General features: G+C 68.4%; 13 protein-coding genes. 11 read left to right on the top strand and 2 right to left on the bottom strand.

Annotation, left to right across the window (positions count from 1 at the left end; all coding sequences use genetic code 11):
* Positions 1–93 precede the first annotated feature (93 nt).
* Entirely contained in the window at positions 94–1,578 is a 1,485-nt protein-coding gene (locus AC5P5W_RS13345) for an AAA family ATPase (RefSeq protein ID WP_014645482.1), read from the top strand.
* 387 nt (positions 1,579–1,965) lie between these two features.
* Here the strand turns inward: AC5P5W_RS13345 and AC5P5W_RS13340 are convergent, their stop codons facing one another.
* Complete coding sequence (locus tag AC5P5W_RS13340; RefSeq protein ID WP_046427754.1) at positions 1,966–2,601, bottom strand: tetratricopeptide repeat protein; 636 nt, start codon at positions 2,599–2,601, stop codon at positions 1,966–1,968.
* A gap of 169 nt (positions 2,602–2,770) precedes the next feature.
* Between AC5P5W_RS13340 and AC5P5W_RS13335 the strand changes: the two genes are divergently transcribed.
* Positions 2,771–6,457 carry an indolepyruvate ferredoxin oxidoreductase family protein gene (locus tag AC5P5W_RS13335; RefSeq protein ID WP_046427751.1) on the top strand — a complete coding sequence of 1,229 codons (3,687 nt, stop codon included), beginning with the start codon at positions 2,771–2,773 and terminating at the stop codon, positions 6,455–6,457.
* A 73-nt stretch (positions 6,458–6,530) separates the two neighbouring features.
* On the opposite strand, the gene AC5P5W_RS13330 is transcribed toward AC5P5W_RS13335, so the two are convergent.
* Positions 6,531–7,145 carry a DUF938 domain-containing protein gene (locus AC5P5W_RS13330; RefSeq protein ID WP_111205516.1) on the bottom strand — a complete coding sequence of 205 codons (615 nt, stop codon included), beginning with the start codon at positions 7,143–7,145 and terminating at the stop codon, positions 6,531–6,533.
* 762 nt (positions 7,146–7,907) lie between these two features.
* On the opposite strand from AC5P5W_RS13330, the gene AC5P5W_RS13325 reads away from it, so the two are divergent.
* The 9 genes from AC5P5W_RS13325 to AC5P5W_RS13285 are packed head-to-tail and all read left to right on the top strand — an operon-like array spanning position 7,908 to position 20,259.
* Complete coding sequence (locus AC5P5W_RS13325; protein ID WP_032957606.1) at positions 7,908–9,539, top strand: TldD/PmbA family protein; 1,632 nt, start codon at positions 7,908–7,910, stop codon at positions 9,537–9,539.
* Positions 9,540–9,569: 30 nt separating this feature from the next.
* On the top strand, positions 9,570–11,204 hold the full coding sequence (locus AC5P5W_RS13320; RefSeq protein WP_014645477.1) for a TldD/PmbA family protein: 1,635 nt from the start codon (positions 9,570–9,572) through the stop codon (positions 11,202–11,204).
* Between the two features lie 21 nt (positions 11,205–11,225).
* Positions 11,226–12,560, top strand: a complete 1,335-nt coding sequence (locus AC5P5W_RS13315; protein WP_014645476.1) for a TldD/PmbA family protein — start codon at positions 11,226–11,228, stop codon at positions 12,558–12,560.
* Positions 12,560–13,267, top strand: a complete 708-nt coding sequence (locus AC5P5W_RS13310) for a DUF4159 domain-containing protein (RefSeq protein WP_005411842.1) — start codon at positions 12,560–12,562, stop codon at positions 13,265–13,267. The genes AC5P5W_RS13315 and AC5P5W_RS13310 overlap by 1 nt, the downstream gene beginning before the upstream one ends.
* 16 nt (positions 13,268–13,283) lie before the next feature.
* Positions 13,284–14,267, top strand: a complete 984-nt coding sequence (locus AC5P5W_RS13305; RefSeq protein ID WP_495221200.1) for an AAA family ATPase — start codon at positions 13,284–13,286, stop codon at positions 14,265–14,267.
* A 7-nt stretch (positions 14,268–14,274) separates the two neighbouring features.
* Positions 14,275–15,171, top strand: a complete 897-nt coding sequence (locus AC5P5W_RS13300) for a DUF58 domain-containing protein (RefSeq protein WP_197574829.1) — start codon at positions 14,275–14,277, stop codon at positions 15,169–15,171.
* Positions 15,168–16,289, top strand: coding sequence for a BatA domain-containing protein (locus tag AC5P5W_RS13295; protein ID WP_197574827.1), 1,122 nt, complete (start codon positions 15,168–15,170; stop codon positions 16,287–16,289). The genes AC5P5W_RS13300 and AC5P5W_RS13295 overlap by 4 nt, the downstream gene beginning before the upstream one ends.
* The gene (locus AC5P5W_RS13290) at positions 16,286–18,454 is read left to right on the top strand and encodes a hypothetical protein (RefSeq protein WP_197574825.1); all 2,169 of its coding nucleotides are present in this window, start codon (positions 16,286–16,288) and stop codon (positions 18,452–18,454) included. The genes AC5P5W_RS13295 and AC5P5W_RS13290 overlap by 4 nt, the downstream gene beginning before the upstream one ends.
* Positions 18,451–20,259 (top strand): hypothetical protein, encoded by a 1,809-nt coding sequence (locus tag AC5P5W_RS13285; RefSeq protein WP_197574823.1) that lies wholly within the window; start codon positions 18,451–18,453, stop codon positions 20,257–20,259. The genes AC5P5W_RS13290 and AC5P5W_RS13285 overlap by 4 nt, the downstream gene beginning before the upstream one ends.
* Positions 20,260–20,275 lie beyond the last annotated feature (16 nt).

Here is a 20,275-nt window from a genome sequence, read left to right as displayed (position 1 = left end):
GCGTACACCGGCGGTGGTGACGGGAGGTAGCACCGTGCTGAACCAGTGGCCATCGCCTTTGCTATCGTGGCGCCCCCGAAGGATCGAACCGGCATGAGCGAACTGCAGGACCTGAGCGCACTGATCCGCGCCAATACCCCCCTGATCGTGATCGAGACCCAGGATGAGGCCCGCATCGTCGAGCTGTTCCGGCAGACGCTGATGCACGTGTGGCGGGCCCTGCACCGCTGGTCCATCACCGAGGGCCTGCGTCGCATCGACCTGGACCGCGAGGACCCGCCGGTCGGCCCGCCCGATGCCAGCGCCGCCCTGCAGATGATCCGCCAGGCCGATCAGCGGGGTGTCTACCTGCTGCTCGATTTCCACCCCTACCTGGGGTATGCCAGCCACCAGCGCGCGCTGCGCGACCTGATCCAGCGCCGCCATAGCGAGCCGCATGTGCTGGTGCTGATCGGCGCCAAGGTCGAGCTGCCGGCCGAGCTGGAGGCCCTGGCGGTGCGCTTCAACCCGCGCCTGCCCGATGCCAACGCCCTGCTGAAGATGCTGCGCGAGGAGGCCGACGCCTATGCGCGCGAACACGGCGGCCGCCGTGTCGAGGTCGACAGCGAGGCGGTGAAGAAGATCCTGAAGAACCTGCAGGGCCTGAGCCTGGTCGATGCCCGCCGCATCGCCCGCCAGCTGATCTACGCCGATGGCGCGCTGCGCGACGACGACCTGCCGCAGCTGGCACGGCTGAAGTTCGAGCTGCTCAACCGCAGCGGCCACCTGTTCTTCGAGCATGACAGCGCGCGCTTCGGCGACGTGGCCGGTGCCAACCGGCTCAAGCGCTGGATCAGCCAGCGCCGGGTGGCCTTCATCGCCGGCTCGGCACCGGCCGGCCTGGATCCGCCGCGCGGCATGTTGCTGCTGGGCGTGCAGGGCTGCGGCAAATCGATGCTGGCCAAGGCCACCGCCGCCGGCTTCGGCGTACCGCTGCTGCGCCTGGACGTGGGCGCGCTGTACAACAAGTACCACGGCGAGACCGAGGCCAACCTGCGCCAGGCGCTGGCCTCGGCCGAGCAGCTGGCGCCCTGCGTGTTGTGGATGGACGAGATCGAGAAGGGCCTGGCCAGCGGTGGCGAGGACGGTGGCGTATCGCGCCGCGTGCTCGGCTACCTGCTGACCTGGATGGCCGAACGCAAGGCGCCGGTCTTCATCGTCGCCACCGCCAACCAGGTACACGAGTTGCCGGCCGAACTGCTGCGCAAGGGCCGCTTTGACGAGATCTTCTTCGTCGACCTGCCCACGCCTGAGGTGCGTGTGGAGCTGCTGCGGCTGCACCTGGGGCGACGCCAGCTCAACGGCGACGACTTCGCGCTGCCGGCGCTGGCGGCCGCGGCCAATGGTTTCTCCGGCGCCGAGATCGAGCAGGCGATCGTGGCCGGGCTGTATGCGGCGCACGCCGAAGGCCGGCCGTTGGATACCGAGCTGCTGATGAACGAGATCCGTGCGACGCGGCCGCTGTCGGTGCTGATGGCCGAGCAGGTAGAGGCATTGCGGGCATGGGCGTCGGGGCGGACGGTTTCCGCGGATGATTGAAGTGGAAGCGCAAAAGCAAAAGCGCTTGGCTGGCTGCTCTTGAGGGCATGGGGGTCAGATCCGTTTTCCAGAGGAAAACGGATCTGACCCCAGTTCGATTTCTATCCCTGGCAGATCTCATCCACGCATGGCATGGACCTACCGTGTCGACCAAGGTCGACACCTACCAACAGCCGCCGGAACCTGTCGAAGGCGGGGCACTGTTGGTTTGCGGGGTGTGAGCCGCATGGATGCGGCGACCAAGCCCCCATGGATGGGTTTACGGCGGCCCCGCAAACCCACAGTGCCCCGCCATCCCGCAGGAAGCCCGCTGTTGCTTCGGCTGCTGCAGTTGCTCCAGCCGTTGCCTCTGCGGGTGCCGGGTGCAACCCGGCCCCCCCCCTTCCCTCAGGGCCAGGCCGGCGGCGCGGCCGCCCAGGCCTGCTGCACTTCCGCCAGCGAGGCGCGCTCGTCGTCACGCCACAACGGCAACAACTGCGCAAAGCGGCTGCTGTCGCTCCATTGCGTCGGCTCGGTACGCACCGCTGCGGCATACCACTGCACCGCCTCCTGCTTCTGCCCGGCCCGCCACAGCGCCAGCGCATAGGTGGGTGGCAGCCAGCCCGGCTTGCTCAGCGAACCACCGGCAGCGGCCTGCCATTGCTCCAGGGCGGCTTCGGGCTGGCCCTGACGCAGCAGGTCCCAGCCGTAATTCCAGCGCACGCTACGGCCCAGGCTGCCCTGCACCGGCGCATCCTTCAGTGCTTCGCGATACAGCTGTTCACCCAGCTCGGTGCGGCCCTGCGCAATGGCCACCGACGCCAGCTGCACGGTGGCCTCCACGGTACGCCGGCCGCGCTCGCGCTGTTTGAGCAGCTGCGCCACCAGCGCATCCCCGTCGGACTGGACCACGATCATCGGCACGGCGGCCGCATCGCTGTCGAAGTAGAACTCCTGTGGTGCCGGCACCGCCGGCGCGGCCCACACGGGGGCCGTTCCCGAGACCAGCAACATGCTGCCCAGGATCTTTGCTGCAACTGACATCCCTTCTCCCCAGGCCGCAACCGCAGCCTCCCTCTCTCTCCCCGATCCTAACCCCAGCATGGCCGCCGGCGCGAGTGCCGGGGCGGTCGGGCCTCGCTGCTACAATTCGCGCCTTTCCCGCCGCGTGCCTGCACGCGGCCGGTGCCAGCCGATCCTGACCGGGCCAGCCATGACCAGTACCGCGCAACTCACTTCGCCCTCTTCCGCCGACCTGATCGACCGTGACTACACGCTCGACCACAAGTACACCCGCAACGAGGGGCGGATCTACCTGAGTGGCGTGCAGGCGCTGGTGAAACTGCCGTTGATGCAGCGGCTGCGCGACGCGCACGAAGGCATCGACAGCGCCGGTTTCGTCAGTGGCTACCGTGGCAGCCCGCTGGGCGGCTTTGACCTGGAGCTGTGGCGCGCGCGCAAACACCTCGACGCGGCCAAGGTGAAGTTCACCCCCGGCCTGAACGAGGACCTGGGCGCCACCATGGTGTGGGGCACCCAGCAGACCAACCTGTTCCCCGGCGCCAACGTGCAGGGCGTGTTCGGCATGTGGTACGGCAAGGGCCCGGGCGTGGACCGCTGCGGCGACGTGTTCAAGCACGCCAATGCCGCCGGCACCTCGCGCCATGGCGGCGTGCTGGCGCTGGCCGCCGATGACCACGCCTGCCGCAGTTCAACCCTGCCGCATGGCAGCGAGGACGAGTTCGTCAGCGCCATGATGCCGGTGCTGAACCCGGCCGGCGTGCAGGACATCCTGGACATGGGCCTGCTGGGCTGGGCGATGAGCCGCTACACCGGCCGCTGGGTCGGCTTCAAGACGATCGCCGAGACGGTGGAATCGTCGGCCTCGGTCGAGGTCGATCCGATGGCGCGCCGCATCGTGCTGCCGGAAGACTTCGAAATGCCTACGGGCGGCCTCAACATCCGCTGGCCGGACCCGCCGCTGGACCAGGAAATGCGCCTGCACCGCTATGCGGTGAAGGCTGCACAGGCGTTCGCCCGCGCCAATGGCATCGACAAGGTGGTGATGGATGCGCCGCGCGCGCGGCTGGGCATCGTCACCACCGGCAAGAGCTACCTGGACGTGCTGCAGGCGCTGGAATACCTGGGCCTGGACGAAGCCGCCTGCGCCGACATCGGCATCCGCGTGTACAAGGTCGGCATGACCTGGCCGCTGGAGCCGCAGGGCATCGCGCGCTTCGCGCAGGGCCTGGAAGACATCATCGTGGTGGAGGAGAAGCGTGCCTTCATCGAGCGCCAGATGAAGGAACAGTTCTTCAACTGGCCGGCCAGCTGGGGCCAGCGCCCGTCCATCGTCGGCAAGTACGACGAGAGCGGTGAGTGGATCCTGCCGTCCACCGGTGAACTGACCCCGGCCACCATCGCCGGCGTGATCGGTCGCCGCATCCAGAAGTTCTTCAACAACGCATCGATCGAGCAGCGCCTGCAGTGGATGCAGGAGAAGGAAGCCGAACTTGCGTTGCCGCGCGCCAGTTTTCCGCGCGTGCCGCACTACTGCTCCGGCTGCCCGCACAACACGTCCACCAACGTGCCGGAAGGCTCGCGTGCGCTGGCCGGCATCGGTTGCCATTACATGGTGACCTGGATGGACCGCAGCACCGATACCTTCACCCACATGGGCGGCGAAGGCGTGACCTGGGCCGGGCAGGCGCCGTTCACCGATACCCCGCACGTGTTCCAGAACCTCGGCGACGGCACCTACTTCCACAGCGGTTCGCTGGCGATCCGCCAGGCGGTCGCTGCCGGCGTCAACATCACCTACAAGATCCTCTACAACGATGCGGTGGCGATGACCGGCGGCCAGCCGGTGGACGGTCCGCTGAGCGTGCCGGACATCGCAAAGCAGATGCGCGCCGAAGGCATCCACACCATCGTGGTGCTGTCGGACAACATCGGCAAGTGGACCGGCCAGCGCGAGCACTTCCCCAGCGACGTCGAATTCCATGACCGCAGCGAGCTGGACGAAGTGCAGAAGCGCCTGCGCGAAGTGAAGGGTGTTTCGATCCTGATCTACGAACAGACCTGCGCCACCGAGAAGCGCCGCCGCCGCAAGCGCGGCAAGCTGGAAGACCCGCAGAAGCGGGTGCTGATCAATTCGCTGGTCTGCGAAGGCTGCGGCGACTGCGGCAAGAAGAGCTTCTGCGTGTCGGTGCTGCCGAAGGAAACCGAGTTCGGGCGCAAGCGCGAGATCGACCAGTCCAACTGCAACAAGGACTATTCCTGCGTGAACGGCTTCTGCCCGAGCTTCGTCACCGTGCACGGTGGCCAGCCGCGCAAGGGCAGCAAGCGCGATGCGTCCACGCTGCTGGACAACCTGCCGGCACCGACCCTTCGCGACAGCCTGGAACAGCCCTGGAACATCCTGATCACCGGCGTCGGCGGTACCGGCGTGGTGACCATTGGCGCGCTGCTGGGCATGGCAGGCCACCTGGAAGGCAAGGGTGCGACCGTGCTCGACCAGACCGGCCTGGCGCAGAAGGGCGGCGCGGTGACCACGCATATCCGCATTGCCCGTCGCCCTGAAGACATCCACGCCGTGCGTATCGCCGCCGGTGAAGCCGACCTGGTGCTGGGCTGCGACATGGTGGTGGTCAACGATTACTGGGCGCTGTCGAAGGTGCGCGCCGGCCGTTCGCAGGTGGTGCTGAACACCTACGAAGCGATGCCGGGCACGTTCACCACCCGCCCGGACATGCAGTTCCCCGCCGCCGACATCATCGCCGGCGTGCGCGTGGCACTGGGCGGCCAGGAACCACTGCTGCTCGATGCCACCCAGCTGGCCACCGCGCTGCTGGGCGATGCCATCGCCGCCAACCTGTTCATCCTCGGCTACGCCTGGCAGCAGGGCCTGGTGCCGCTGTCGTTCGACTCACTGATGCGCGCCATCGAGCTCAATGGCGCCGCCGTGGCGATGAACCAGCAGGCCTTTGCGTGGGGCCGCCTGGCCGTGGTCGATCCGCAGGCCGTGCAGCAGGCCGCCGGCCTGGTGCGCAACCGCCACACCGATGCCGAATCCACCCCGGGCCCGCTGCATCCGCTGCCGCCAGGCGAGTGGGAGGGCAATGAATGGGGTGCCACTGCGGCACCGCGCAACACCGGCGACGAACGCGAACTGCGCGGCCTGCCCTCGCACGGTGGCGACGTGGCGTTCCTGCCGCTGGATGACGCCCGCCTGTCGCGCTCGCTGGATGAAATGATCGAGCGCCGCGCCGCGTTCCTGGTCGAGTACCAGGACACTGCCTACGCCAACCGCTACCGCCGCCTGGTCGAGCGCGTGCGCACCGCCGAAGCCGAGCGCATCGGCGGCTCCACGGCGCTGACCGAGACCGTGGCCCGCTACCTGTTCAAGCTGATGGCCTACAAGGACGAGTACGAAGTGGCCCGCCTGTACACCAGCGGCGACTTCCAGCGCCGCCTGCAGCAGCAGTTCGAGGGCGATTACCAGCTGCGCTTCCACCTGGCGCCGCCGCTGTTCGCCAGGAAGGATGAGCAGGGCCGGTTGCTGAAGAAGGAATACGGCCCGTGGATGTTCAAGGCCTTCGGCCTGCTGGCCAGGCTGAAGTTCCTGCGTGGCGGCCGCTTCGACGTATTCGGGCGCACCGCGGAACGCCGCATGGAGCGCAAGCTGATCGGCGATTACGAGGCCACCGTGCAGGTACTGCTGGACGGCCTGGATGACGACCGCCTGGCCCTGGCGGTGGAGATTGCCAGCATCCCCGAGCACATCCGCGGCTTCGGCCACGTCAAGGAAGCGCATTTCGAGCAGGCCAAGGCGCGCGAAGCGGCCCTGCTGGCGCAGTGGCGCAATCCGAAGGCGCTGCATATCGTGCAGGTGGCCTGAAGGGAGTGCCGGCCGCTGGCCAGCATTCATCCCGGCAATCGGTTGCCGGCCAGCGGCCGGCACTACCGATGGTTTACCCCAACCGCCACAGCAGCAGGCGGTTGTTGGCCGGCATCGCTACATCCCCCAGGCGGGTGAATCCGTGGTCGGCGGCCAGCGCCTGCACCGCTTCGCTATCGCGGATGCCGCTGCGCGGGTCGCGCGCCTTCAGCCAGGCATCGAACTGCGCGTTGCTGTCGCTGCTGTAGCGGCCGCCGTAGTTGAACGGGCCGTACGCGGCCAGCAGCGCGCCGCGACGCAGCACCGATGGCAGCGCGGCGAACAACGCCTGCACGTGCGCCCAACTCATGATGTGCAGCGTGTTGGCGCTGAACGCGGCGTCGAACGTGCTGCTCTGTGGCAGGCTGAGCCCAGGCGCCGGTGGCAGTTCCACCTGCAGCGCCACCGCCGGCAGCAGGTTCAGCAGCGCCGCTTCCGCGCGCCAGGCCTCGATGCCGGGCAGATGGTCCGGATGGTCGCTGGGCTGCCAGCGCAGCCAGGGCCAACGCTCGGCGAAGAAGGCCGCGTGCTGGCCGGTGCCGCTGCCGATTTCCAGCACCCGATGGCGGTCGCCCATCCACGGGTCGAGTGCGGCGGCGATCGGTTCGCGGTTGCGCTCGCAGGCTTCTGAATGCGGCTTGCTCGACATCAGGACGGTGTCCGGGCGGGGTCGGCCCCATTGTGCACGAGGGGGGTGTTCCGAGCAGGGCTGCGCCCTGCACCTGCTTCAAGCCACAGCAACGGCAACAGCCAAAGCAACAGCAACAGCGGGCTTCCTGAGGGATGGCGGGGTGGAGTGGCAGGCGACGCCGTAAATCCGTCCATGGAGGCTCGGTCGCGCCATCCATGGCGCTCACGCCCCTGCCACCGGACCCACCCCGCCTTCGACAGTTGGCCGCGATCTGTCGGAAACATCTTGGGGTCAGATCCGTTTTCCGCAGGAAAACGGATCTGACCCCGAATTTCATTCGATATCTGACAGATGTGTCGACCAAGGTCGACACCTACCAGCAGCGCACGGAATCTGTCAGAGGCGGGGCGGTGTGGGTGGGCAGGACCGTTGGCGCCATGGATGGCGCCATCGAGCCCCCATGGGTGAGGGCGCTTTGCTTGCGAAGCACTGCTTCGCAAGCGCCCGAACGCACAGCCGCCAGCGGCTGGGCCGGACCCCGGAGGGGGGTTAACGGCGTGTCCTGCCCACCCACACCGCGCCGCCATCCCTCAGCAAGCCCGCTGTTGCTGTGGCTGTTGCTCCGGCTCTGAGCAGGTGCAGGGCTGCAAGCCCTGCCGAAACACCCCCAACCATGACTGCAGTCACTTGCCCGGATGCCCCGCGCTGGCGAAAGTCGAGTGGTTGACGTGATCGGCTCGGCCCGTTGCCGGCCGCACGCAAGCGAGAGAGAGAAACGCTGTGCAACGACGTGAGTTCCTGGCTTTTTCCGGTCTGGGCCTGGCGGGCCTGCTGCTGCCGCATTCCCGTGCCATCGCCGCCGAGCAACTGCTCGCCCCGGTCGACACCCTCCAGCGCAGGCGCCTGGCGGACGTGGCGCTGGCCACCGCACGCACGGCCAAGGCCAGCTACTGCGATGTGCGCATCGGCCGCTACCTCAACCAGTCGGTCATCACCCGCGAGCATCAGGTCGGCAACGTGACCAACCGCGAATCGTCCGGCGTGGGCGTGCGGGTGATCGTCAACGGGGCCTGGGGCTTCGCTGCCACCCACCAGCAGACCGAGGCCGCCGTACGCGCTGCGGTCGAGCAGGCGGCCGCGATCGCCCGCGCCAACGCCAGCATCCAGACCCGGCCGGTGCAGCTGGCGCCGACGCCGCCGGTCGGGGAGGTGCGCTGGCAGACCCCCGTCCGCAGGAACGCGATGGCGGTGCCGATCCAGGACAAGGTCGAACTGCTGCTGGCCCTCAATGCCGCCGCGCTGGATGCGGGCGCCGACTACATCAATTCCACCCTGTTCCTGGTCAACGAACAGAAGTACTTCGCCTCCAGCGATGGCTCGTTCATCGACCAGGACATCCATCGCATCTGGCTGCCGTTCACCGCCACCGCCATCGACAAGGCCAGCGGCAGGTTCCGCACCCGCGCCGGCCTGTCCTCGCCGATGGGCATGGGCTATGAGTTCCTCGATGGCGATGCGCGCGGCAAGGTGCACCTGCCCGGTGGCATCACCGCTTACCGCGATTCCTACGACCCGGTCGAGGACGCCATTGCGGCCGCCCGCCACGCGCGCGAGAAACTGAAGGCGCCGTCGGTGAAGCCCGGCAAGTACGACCTGGTGCTGGACCCGTCCAACCTGTTCCTGACCATCCACGAGAACGTCGGCCACCCGCTGGAGCTGGACCGCGTGCTCGGCTACGAAGCCAACTACGCCGGCACCAGCTTCGCCACGCTGGACAAGCGCGATGCGGGTTTCCGCTGGGGCAGCGACATCGTCACCTTCTTCGCCGACAAGACCCAGCCGGGCAGCCTCGGTGCGGTCGGCTACGACGACGAGGGCGTCAAGACCCAGCGCTGGGACCTGGTGCGCGACGGCATCCTGGTCGATTACCAGGCCACCCGCGATGAAGCCCATATCCTCGGCCGCGATGCATCGCATGGCTGCAGCTACGCCGATTCCTGGTCCAGCGTGCAGTTCCAGCGCATGGCCAATGTCTCGCTGGCGCCGGGCAAGCAGCCGCTCAGCGTCGAGGACATGATCAAGGACGTGGAGAACGGTATCTACATCCACGGCCGGGGGTCGTACTCGATCGACCAGCAGCGCTACAACGCGCAGTTCGGTGGCCAGCTGTACTACCAGATCAAGGACGGAAAGATCGCCGGCATGGTCGAGGATGCGGCCTACCAGATCCGCACGCCGGAATTCTGGAATGCCTGCACGGCCATCTGCGATGAACGCGATTTCCGCCTGGGCGGTTCGTTCTTCGACGGCAAGGGCCAGCCCGGCCAGGTCTCGGCGGTCTCGCACGGTTCGTCCACCACCCGCTTCAACGGCATCAACATCATCAACACCGCGCGCAGTCTCGGCGCTTGAGCCACCCATCCTTCGACATGGAGAGCAGCCTTGCAAAGACGTGACTTCCTGGCCCTGACCGGGCTTACCGCGGGCGGGCTGATCGTGCCCTCCTTCTTCGGCAAGGTGATCGCCGCCGAGCAGCTGCAGTCCAGCCTCGACCCGGCATTGAAGAAGCGCCTGGCCGACGCGGCGCTGCAGGCGGCGCGCAGCGCCGGTGCCACCTACTGCGACGTGCGCATCGGCCGCTACCTGCGGCAGTTCGTGATCACCCGCGAGGACAAGGTGCAGAACGTGGTGAACACCGAGTCCACCGGCGTGGGCATCCGCGTGATCGTCAACGGCGCCTGGGGCTTCGCCGCCACCAACGCACTGGGTACCGCCGACGTGGCCAGGGCCGCGCAGCAGGCGGCGGCCATCGCCAAGGCCAATGCCGGCGTGCAGACCGCACCGGTGCAGCTGGCCAAGGCGCCGGGCGTGGGTGAAGTGAGCTGGCGCACGCCGATCCGCAAGAATGCGATGGAGGTGCCGATCAAGGACAAGGTCGGCCTGCTGCTGGACGTCAACGCTGCCGCAATGGGCGCTGGTGCCAGCTTCGTCAACTCGATGCTGTTCCTGGTCAACGAGCAGAAGTACTTTGCTTCCACCGATGGTTCCTATATCGACCAGGACGTGCACCGCATCTGGGCGCCGATGACGGTCACCGCCATCGACAAGAGCAGCGGCAAGTTCCGCACCCGTTCGGGCCTGTCCTCGCCGATGGGCCTGGGCTACGAGTACCTGGACGGCGCCGCCGCCGGCAAGGTGGTCAGCCCGAATGGCGTGGTCAACTACAGTTCTTCCTACGACATGAAGGAAGACGCCATCGCCGCCGCCCGGCAGGCGCAGGAAAAGCTGAAGGCCCCGTCGGTGAAGCCGGGCAAGTACGATCTGGTGCTCGATCCGTCGCATACCTGGCTGACCATCCACGAGTCGATCGGCCACCCGCTGGAACTGGACCGCGTGCTCGGCTACGAAGCCAACTACGCCGGCACCAGCTTCGCCACCCTGGACAAGCGCGAACAGCATTTCCAGTACGGCAGCGAGCTGGTCAACATCTTCGCCGACAAGACCCAGCCCGGCAGCCTCGGCGCGGTGGCATACGACGATGAAGGCGTGAAGTGCAAGCGCTGGGACCTGATCAGCAACGGCAAGCTGGTGGACTACCAGACCATCCGCGACCAGGCCCACATCCTCGGCAAGACCGAGTCCGACGGCTGCTGCTATGCCGACTCGTGGTCCAGCGTGCAGTTCCAGCGCATGGCCAACGTGTCGATGGCACCGGGCAAGACGCCGCTGAGCGTGCCGGACCTGATCAAGGACGTGGAGAACGGCATCTACATCATCGGTGATGGCTCGTTCTCGATCGACCAGCAGCGCTACAACGCGCAGTTCGGCGGCCAGCTGTTCTACGAGATCAAGAACGGCCAGATCACCCGCATGCTGGAAGACGTGGCTTACCAGATCCGCACGCCGGAGTTCTGGAACGCCTGCACCGCCGTGGCCGACGAACGCGACTACCGCCTGGGCGGTTCGTTCTTCGACGGCAAGGGCCAGCCGGGACAGGTCTCGGCAGTCTCGCACGGCTCGTCCACCGCGCGCTTCAACGGCATCAACGTCATCAACACCGCACGCAGCCTCGGCTGACCGGTCAGGAGCCCTTACACCATGAGTATCTTCACCGAAGCCCAGGCCAAGGCCATCCTCGACAAGGTCATCGCCCTGTCCAAGGCCGACGAGTGCACCGCCGTGCTGGCCGGCGCGATCAGCGGCAACATCCGCTTCGCGCTGAACAATGTCTCCACCAGTGGCATCGTCGACAACACCGAACTGGCAGTCACCGTCGCCTTCGGCAAGCGCGTCGGCACCGCCTCGATCAACGAGTTCGACGATGCCGCGCTGGAACGCGTGGTGCGCCGTGCCGAAGACCTGGCCCGCCTGGCCCCGGAGAACCCGGAGTTCATGCCGGCCATCGGCAAGCAGAGCTACCGCGCCAGCCCCACCTTCAGCGAATCCACTGCTGCCATCGATCCGGCGTTCCGTGCCAAGGTCGCCGCCGATTCGATCGCCCCGTGCCGTGGTCACGGCCTGATCGCCGCCGGCTTCCTCGAGGACGGCCAGGGCTTCCAGGCCACCGCCAACAGCAACGGCAACTTCGCCTACCAGCGCACCACCAACTTCGATTACACCTGCACCGTGCGCACTGAAGATGGCCGCGGCTCGGGCTGGGTCGGCCGCAACCTGAAGGATGCGGCCGACTTCAAGGCCGACCAGGACATCCGCATCGCCATGCGCAAGGCCACCGAGTCGGCCGAAGCCAAGGCGCTGGAACCGGGCAAGTACACGGTGATCCTGGAGCCGGCCGCAGCGGCAGGCCTGATCAGCTTCATGATGAACTTCTTCAGTGCGCGCTCGGCCGATGAAGGCCGCAGCTTCCTGTCGAAGAAGGGTGGTGGCAACAAGCTGGGCGAGCAGGTCTACGACCCGCGCGTGACCATGATCGCCGATCCGTGGCATCCGGACGCGCCGGTGCTGCCGTGGGACAACGAAGGCCTGCCGCGCGAGCGCATGGCCATCATCGAGAACGGCAAGATCGCCAACCTGGACTACTCGCGCTTCTGGGCGCAGAAGCAGGGCAAGACCGCCAAGGCCTCGCCGGGCAACCTGCTGATGAGCGGTGGCGACAAAAGCACCGCCGAGCTGGTGCGTGGCACCCAGAAGGGCATCCTGGTCACGCGTACCTGGTACATCCGCATGGTCGATCCGCAGACGGTGCTGCTGACCGGCCTCACCCGCGACGGCACCTTCTACATCGAGAACGGCCAGATCAAGCACCCGGTGAAGAACTTCCGCTTCAACGAGTCGCCGGTGATCATGCTCAACAACATCGAAGAGCTGGGCAAGCCGGTGCGTGTGGCCGGTGATGAGTCCAGCTACGTGATGATGATCCCGCCGATGAAGCTGCGCGATTTCACCTTCACCTCGCTGTCCGACGCCGTCTGATGGATCGCCGGGCCTGCCTGCGCTGGTTGGCCGCTGCCGCTTCGGCGGCGGCGCTGCCGGCCTGGGCACAGGCAGGCCCGCGCAGTTCGCGCTACGACTTCTGGTTCACCCGCCTGCAGTACGACTCCGGTGACTGGGACGTGGACGCGCGCATGCCGTCCAACCTGATCACCTCGCTGATCGACTACACCTCGCTGCGCGTGGACCCGCAGGAGCACGTGGTGGCACTGGCCGACCCGCGCATGCTGGAAGCGCCGTTCTGCTACCTGGCCGGCCACACGCTGGTGGAGTTCAATGCCGCCGAGCGGCAGAACTTCGTGCGCTATGTGCGCAATGGCGGCTTCGTCTTCGTCGACGACTGCAACCACGATATCGATGGGCTGTTCGCCACCTCGTTCGAGGCACAGATGGGCCGCCTGTTTGGTCCCAGGGCACTGCAGAAGCTGCCCAACAGCCACCCGCTGTACCGCAGCTTCTTCCGTTTCCCCGATGGCCCGCCGGCCACCAGCTTCGAACTCAATGGCTGGGGCGACGACCTGGTGCACGACTACCTGAAGGGCATCGAGGTCGATGGCCGCCTGGGGCTGCTCTACAGCAACAAGGACTACGGCTGCGAGTGGGACTACGACTGGCGCAACAAGCGTTTCCTGGCCGAAGACAACACCCGCTTCGGCGTCAACATCGTGATGTACGCGTTGAACAATTGATAGGACCTGCACGCCCATGACTTCCCCCGACCTCGATTCCCTGTTGCCACGCCTGGATGCGCTGCGCGCCGCGCTTGCACGCGCCGTGGTGGGCCAGCACGCCGTGGTCGAGCAGCTGCTGATCGGCCTGCTGGCCGGCGGCCACTGCCTGCTGGAAGGCGCGCCCGGGCTCGGCAAGACCCTGCTGGTGCGCTCGCTCGGGCAGGCGCTGGAACTGCAGTTCCGGCGCGTGCAGTTCACCCCCGACCTGATGCCCAGCGACATCCTCGGCACCGAACTGCTGGAGGAAGACCACGGCACCGGCCATCGCCATTTCCGTTTCCAGCAGGGCCCGATCTTCACCCACCTGCTGTTGGCAGACGAACTCAACCGCACCCCGCCCAAGACCCAGGCCGCACTGCTGGAAGCGATGCAGGAACGCACGGTCAGCTACGCCGGCACCACCTACGCACTGCCGGCGCCGTTCTTCGTGCTGGCCACACAGAACCCGATCGAGCAGGCGGGTACTTACCCGCTGCCGGAAGCGCAGCTGGACCGCTTCCTGCTGCACGTGCTGGTGGATTACCCCAGCGAGGACGAGGAGCGGCAGATCCTGGAACAGACCACCGGCGGCGCCAACGACGCGGTGCCGAAGGTGATGGATGCAGAGGCGGTGATCGCGCTGCAGGCCGCCGTACGCCAGGTGCATGTCAGCCCGGATGTGCTGGCCTGGATCACCCGCCTGGTGCGCGCCAGCCGCCCAGGCGAAGGCGCACCCGCCGCGATCAACCAGTGGGTGAAGTGGGGCGCGGGTCCGCGCGCCGGGCAGTCGCTGGTGCTGGCGGCAAAAGCGCGCGCATTGCTGCAGGGCCGCTTTGCCGCCACCCGCGAGGATGTGCAGGCGCTGGCCGCGCCGGTGATGCGCCATCGCCTGCTGCTGTCGTTCGCCGCCGAGGCCGAGCAGAAGCGTGCCGACGACGTGGTCGCCGCCCTGCTGCAGGCTGTGCCGTTCCCGGGTTGAGCCACGCGTGAACGCCGGTACCCCGCTGACCTTGCCACCGGAACTGCGTGCGCGCCTGCGCACGCTCCGCGTGCGGCCACGCCTGCCCAGCGGCGCCAGTGGCATCGGCCAGCACGCCAGCCGCAGCCGCGGTGCCGGCCTCGAATTCGCCCAGTACCGTGCCTACGAACCAGGCGATGAGCTGCGCCAGATCGACTGGAAGCTGTATGCACGCTCGGACCGCTTCTTCGTGCGCGAATCCGAACGCGAAAGCCCGATCACGGTCTGGCTGCTGCTTGATGCCACCGCCTCGGCCGGCCAGGCCGATCGCGCGGCACCGCAGCGCACCCGCCTGGACCACATGCGCGGTGTGGCCGCCTGCGTGGTGGAACTGGCCCTGCAGCAGGGCGACCGTTTCGGCCTGCTGGCGATCAATGGCGATGGACTGCAGTTGGTGCCCGCAGCGAACGGCGCACGCCAGCGTGATCGCGTGCACCTGCAACTGCATGCGCTGCAGGCGCGTGGCGGCTGGCCTGTGGCCGATCGCCTGCGCCCGCTGTGGGAGCGCGTGCGCCCGGGCGACCTGCTGCTGGCGATCGGCGACGGTTTTGACGAGGCCGGCATTGTGCTGCTGGAACAACTGGCCAGCGCACGCCGCGAAGTGGCACTGCTGCAGATCCTCACCGCCGACGAGCGTGACTTCCCGTTCGGCGCAGGCCATCGCTTCCGCGATCCGGAGACCGGCGAGGAACTGCTGGGCGATGGCGCGGCGATCCGCACCGACTACCTGCAACGCTTCGCTGACGCACGCAACGCATTGCAGTCGCGCCTGCAGGCCAGCGGCATCGCCAGTGCCACTGGCTGGCTCGACCAGCCGCTGGACCAACCACTGCAGGCACTGTTTGGCCGCAGGGGCGGCGCATGACCCTGCTGTTCCCGTTGGGCCTGGCCGCGCTCGCTGCAGGGTTGCTGCCGCTGCTGATCCACCTCGCCCGCCGCCATCCGTACACACCGCTGGATTTCGCCGCGCTGCGCTGGCTGCGTGCACAGATCCGGCCGCGCCAGCGCATCCGCTTCGATGACTGGCCGTTGCTGCTGGTGCGCCTGCTGTTGCTGGCCGCGTTGGCCTTGCTGCTGGCACGACCTGCATTGACCGGGCCTGCGCCAGCCCCCACTGCGTGGACGGTCGTAGCCCCAGGGCTGGACGCGACCGCACTACGCGGCACCGCCGAAGCGGGCAACTGGCATTGGCTGGCGCCCGGCTTCCCGGCCATTGATGAAGTGCCACCCGCGTCCACGGCTTCCCTGCCCAGCCTGCTGCGCGAACTGGACGCACAGCTGCCTGCGGGCACCGCATTGACCGTGCACGTTCCCGATCCCCTGCCCGGCCTGGACGGCGCACGCCTGCAGCTGTCGCGCGAGGTGCAGTGGCGCCCGCAGCCGATACCGGTGAGTGAGCAACCGAGTGCCGCAACGTTGCCGCGCCTGCGCGTGCACAGCGATGCATCGGCCGTCGTCCAGCACTGGTTGAATGCACTGCAGCGCGCGTGGGGCAGGCAGGCGCCGCTCGCGCCTCTGGTGGCGGATGCGCTGCCCGAACGCGGCGAGATCGGCGTGTGGAGCCGCACTGGCGCACTGCCGGCGAACTGGCAGGCGTGGCTGCAGGACGGCGGACGTGTAGTGACTGCCGGCAAGCCTGCCGCCGAGGCCAGCATCCTGCTGCGCAACACCGAGGGCTCCCCGCTGCTGTGGCAGCAACGCATCGGCCACGGTGTCCTGCTGTCTCTGCCCGGCGACTGGGATGCCTCAGGCAACGCTGCGCTGCGCGATCCGCAGTTGCCACGCGCGCTGCTGCTGGCTCTGCAGCCGCCTCCACTGCCACGCCTTGGCGATGCCCGGGACCAGGCCCCCCGCCAGGCAGCACTGCCTGCGGCAACGCCGCCGCTGCGCAAGCTCACCCCGTGGTTGCTGCTGGCCATCGTGCTGCTGTTCGCGCTGGAACGCTGGATGGCCAGCAGTCATCGACGCAGGGGGCCCGCATGAACACCCTGCAGCTCGCCTGGCAGCACGCGCGCCGCCGCCGTGCGCTCGTCACCCTGCTGCTGGGCCTGCCGTGGGCGCTGGCCGCAACGGTGCTGGCGCTGCGCCTGGCGGGCTTCGATATCGCCTGCGTGATCGGCACCATCGGCCTGCTTGCCTGCGCAGCGCTCGCCACGGCACGCTCCCGCCAGCTGGACCCGCAGTGGTTGCAGCGCCAGCTCGATGGCAGCGGCACCAGTGAGGACAGTGCCGACCTGCTGTTTGCCGATGCGCTTACCCTCAATCCGCTGCAGCAGCGCCAGCGCGCGCATGTGCTGGCCACGCTGGAACGCGCGATGCCGGAACTGCGTCCGCGCTGGCCGCGTGGAGCATTGGCGCTGTGCTGGATCGCAGGCCTGGCCATCGTTGCGCTGGCATTCGGCTGGCCACGTTCCAGCCCCGGCTCCGCGCCGGCCCGTGCGTCGGCGCCTGGCAGCACGGCTGCCGCGGGCCCACTGCACCTGCAGTCCACCCGCATGCGCATCGACGCGCCGGCCTATACCGGCCAAGCCACGCTCACCCAGAACGCACTGGATGCCAAGGTCGCCGCCGACAGCCGGCTGTCGTGGTCGTTGCGCTTCGATCGCGCACCGGACAAGGCATGGCTGCAGTTCCACGATGGTCGCCGGTTGCCGCTGAACGAACACGATGGCCAGTGGCAGGCACAGGATGTGGCGCGCACGCCGGTGCTGTACCGCGTGGTGAGCGAGCCGGCGTTGGCCGGAACCGACCTGCATCGTCTGGACGTGGTCGCCGACCGCGCGCCCGGCGTACGCGTGCTGGAGCCGGCCGCCAGCCTGGTGCTGGGCACGCCCGGGCAACGCCAGTGGTCGTTGCGCTTCGAGGCCACCGACGACTATGGCGTAGCCGCGCAGGCAACGCTGTCGATCACCACCACCCAGGGCAGCGGTGAGAACATCACCTTCGTGAAACGCAGCGTGACGCTTGCCGGCAGCGGCGAAGCCACCGCGCGGCGTTTCGCCCACACGCTTGATCTGGCTGCGCTGGGCGCGCAACCGGGCAACGATGTCATCGCCCAGCTGGAAGTGCGCGACAACCACGCGCCAACACCGCAGACCGGGCGCAGCAGCAGCGTGATCCTGCGCCTGCCCAGCGCCGAGGTTGCACTCGGTGCCGAACTGGAAGGCCGCATCAAGAAGACCCTGCCGGCCTATTTCCGCAGCCAGCGGCAGATCATCATCGATGCCGAAGCGCTGATCCGGCAGCGACGCAGCCTCGCCGCCGAGGACTTCGTGAAACGCAGCGATGCGATCGGTGTCGACCAGCGCATCCTGCGCCTGCGCTATGGCCAGTTCCTGGGCGAAGAAAGCGAAGGTGCACCGAAGCCACCGCCGACCAGCGACCTGCCCACCAGCGATGCGCCGACCGCAGACAGCCACGACGACGAACACGATCACGACGATGGCGCCGAGGCCGGTGCGCACGACGCGCATGGCCACGACCACGGCGGCAAGGCGTCCAATGCCGATGCGCCACCGGTGTTCGGCAGCGCCACCGATGTGCTGTCGGAGTACGGCCACACCCACGACCATGCCGAGGCCGCGACCCTGCTCGACCCACAGACCCGCGCCACGCTGAAGGCCGCGCTGGACCAGATGTGGTCGGCCGAAGGCGAGCTGCGCCAGGGCCGTCCGGAGCAGGCACTGCCGTTCGCCTACAAGGCACTGGGGTTCATCAAGCAGGTGCAGCAGGCCGAGCGCATCTACCTGGCACGGGTGGGGCCGGAGCTGCCGCCGATCGATGAAGGCCGCCGGCTGGGTGGCGATCGCGCTGGGCTGGCCAGCCGTGAACTGCCGTTGGCCGCCCGCACCCCGCCCGATCCGGCCATCGTCGAAGCGTGGCAGCGCCTCGGCGATGACACCAGCGTGCCCGACCTCGACGCACTCGCCAGCTGGCAGCAGCGCAATGCCGCCTACCTGCCCGACGCACTCGATCTGGCTGCCGCCATCGAGCAGCTGCGCATCGAACCCGGCTGCCGCGACTGCCGCCAGCGCCTGCGCGCACAGGTATGGCGCGCGCTGCAGCGACCCCTGCCGCAGGCAATGCGGCGCAACGCCGCCGATGCGATGGGGCAGCGGTACCTTGATGCGCTGGAGGCACAGCCATGAACGCCTCCGCTGTGAACCTGTGGATTGCGCTGGCACTCGCCCTGATCGTGGTCATCGCCAGCGTGCGCCAGCTGCGTGGCAATGCCGCGCGTCGTGGCCGCCAGTGGATCGTGATTGCGCTGCAGCTGATCGCTGCCACGCTGCTGTACTTCTGCCTGGTCCCGCCCACCGGCCAGCAACCCGCGGTCGGCCTGGTCGTGCTGGGAATCGATGCCGACAAGGCCGGCGCGCTGCCGGCCAGCGCAGGCCCGCGGCTGCTGTTGCCTGAGGCTGCCGATGTGCCTGGGGGCCAGCGCGTGCCGGACCTGGCCACGGCGCTGCGCCAGCATCCGGCTTCCACGCTGACGCTGGTCGGTGCCGGCCTGGTCGCGCGTGACCGCGACGCGGTACTGCCACGCGACGTGCGCTGGCAGCCGGTAGCTCCGACGCGCGGGTGGATCGCGCTGCAGCCACCCGCCGACACCGCGCCCGGCGCACGCTTCGACGTGCATGCACAGGCGCGCGGCGTCGCCAAGGCCAAGGCGGAACTGCTTGACCCCGCCGACAGCGTGGTCGATCGCGTGGACGTTGCCGAGGACGGTCACGTGCAGCTCAGCGGCATCGCCCGCGCCGAGGGCCGCAGCGTGTTCCAGCTGCGCCTGCTCGATGCCGGCGGTCATGTGGTGGACAGCGCGCCGGTACCGCAGCAGACCCTGCCGGCGGCACCGCTGCGCATGCTGGTGCGTGCCAGTGCGCCGGGCCCGGAGCTGAAGTACCTGCGCCGCTGGGCCGCCGATACCGGCATCCGCGTGCAGGTACAGGCCGATACCGGGGCAGGTGTCAGCGTGGGGGATGGCGCGGTCGCGCTGGATGCAGCGTCACTCGCGCGCAGCGATCTGTTGCTGCTGGACGAGCGCAGCCTGACCGCATTGAGTGCCGGCCAGCTGGCTGCCGTGCGGCAGGCGTTGCGTGACGGCCTTGGCGTTCTGTTGCGCAGTGCAGGCGCACCTGCAGCCGGCGCGCGCCAGCGCCTCCGCGATCTGGGCCTGCCAGTGCAGGGCGATGGCAGCAGCCACGCCCTCGAACTTCCCGGCGATGGCGACAGCGCGGTCCTCGCCGCACGACGCGGCCCGCTCGCCGCCGGAACGCTGCCGACCGGCTACGGCGAGGACGCTGACCGCAGCTCGCACAATGCGCCCCTGCCCGCGCTGGAAGCACTCGCACTGCAGGCGCCAGGCAGCAACGCCCTGCTGCGGGATGGGTCGGGCAAGGCCGTCGGCGGCTGGCGCGCTGCCGGCAAGGGTCGCATCGGCCTGCTGCCGATCACCGACAGCTGGCGCTGGGTGCTGGCCGGACGCGATGATCGCCACGGTGAACTCTGGAGCAGCGTAGTCGCCACGCTGGCGCGCGCGCAGGGCAGCGGTGATGCGCTGTGGTCGCCGCAGACGCTCGGCTGGGCGGGCGAACGGCAGGCGCTGTGCGGCGTGCAGGCGCCACTGCAGGTCTTCAACGCGCGCGGAGACAGCGTGCCCCTGATCGTTGACGGCGCAACGTCGACCCTGCGCTGCGCCGGCTGGTGGCCGCGCGAGGCGGGTTGGCAGCGCCTGCAGCACGGCGACACCACGGTCTGGCGCTATGTGTTCGACCCGAAGGCCGCACCTGCACTGCACCAGCAGGCGATGATCGATGCAACCACGCGGGCGTTGGCCGTCAGCGGGCCGACGAACACGGCGATGATGCAGCCCGTGCCGGGCTCGCGCTGGCCCTGGTGGCTGGCGTTCACGGTGTGCGCTTCGCTGCTGTGGTGGCTGGAGCGGCGGCGCTGACCCTGGGTCGGATCCC

This window comes from Stenotrophomonas sp. YJH_SMC_123, assembly GCF_059368215.1.
The sequence above is the reverse complement of the archived record's forward strand: the minus strand, read 5'-3'. Positions and strand labels throughout refer to the sequence as shown.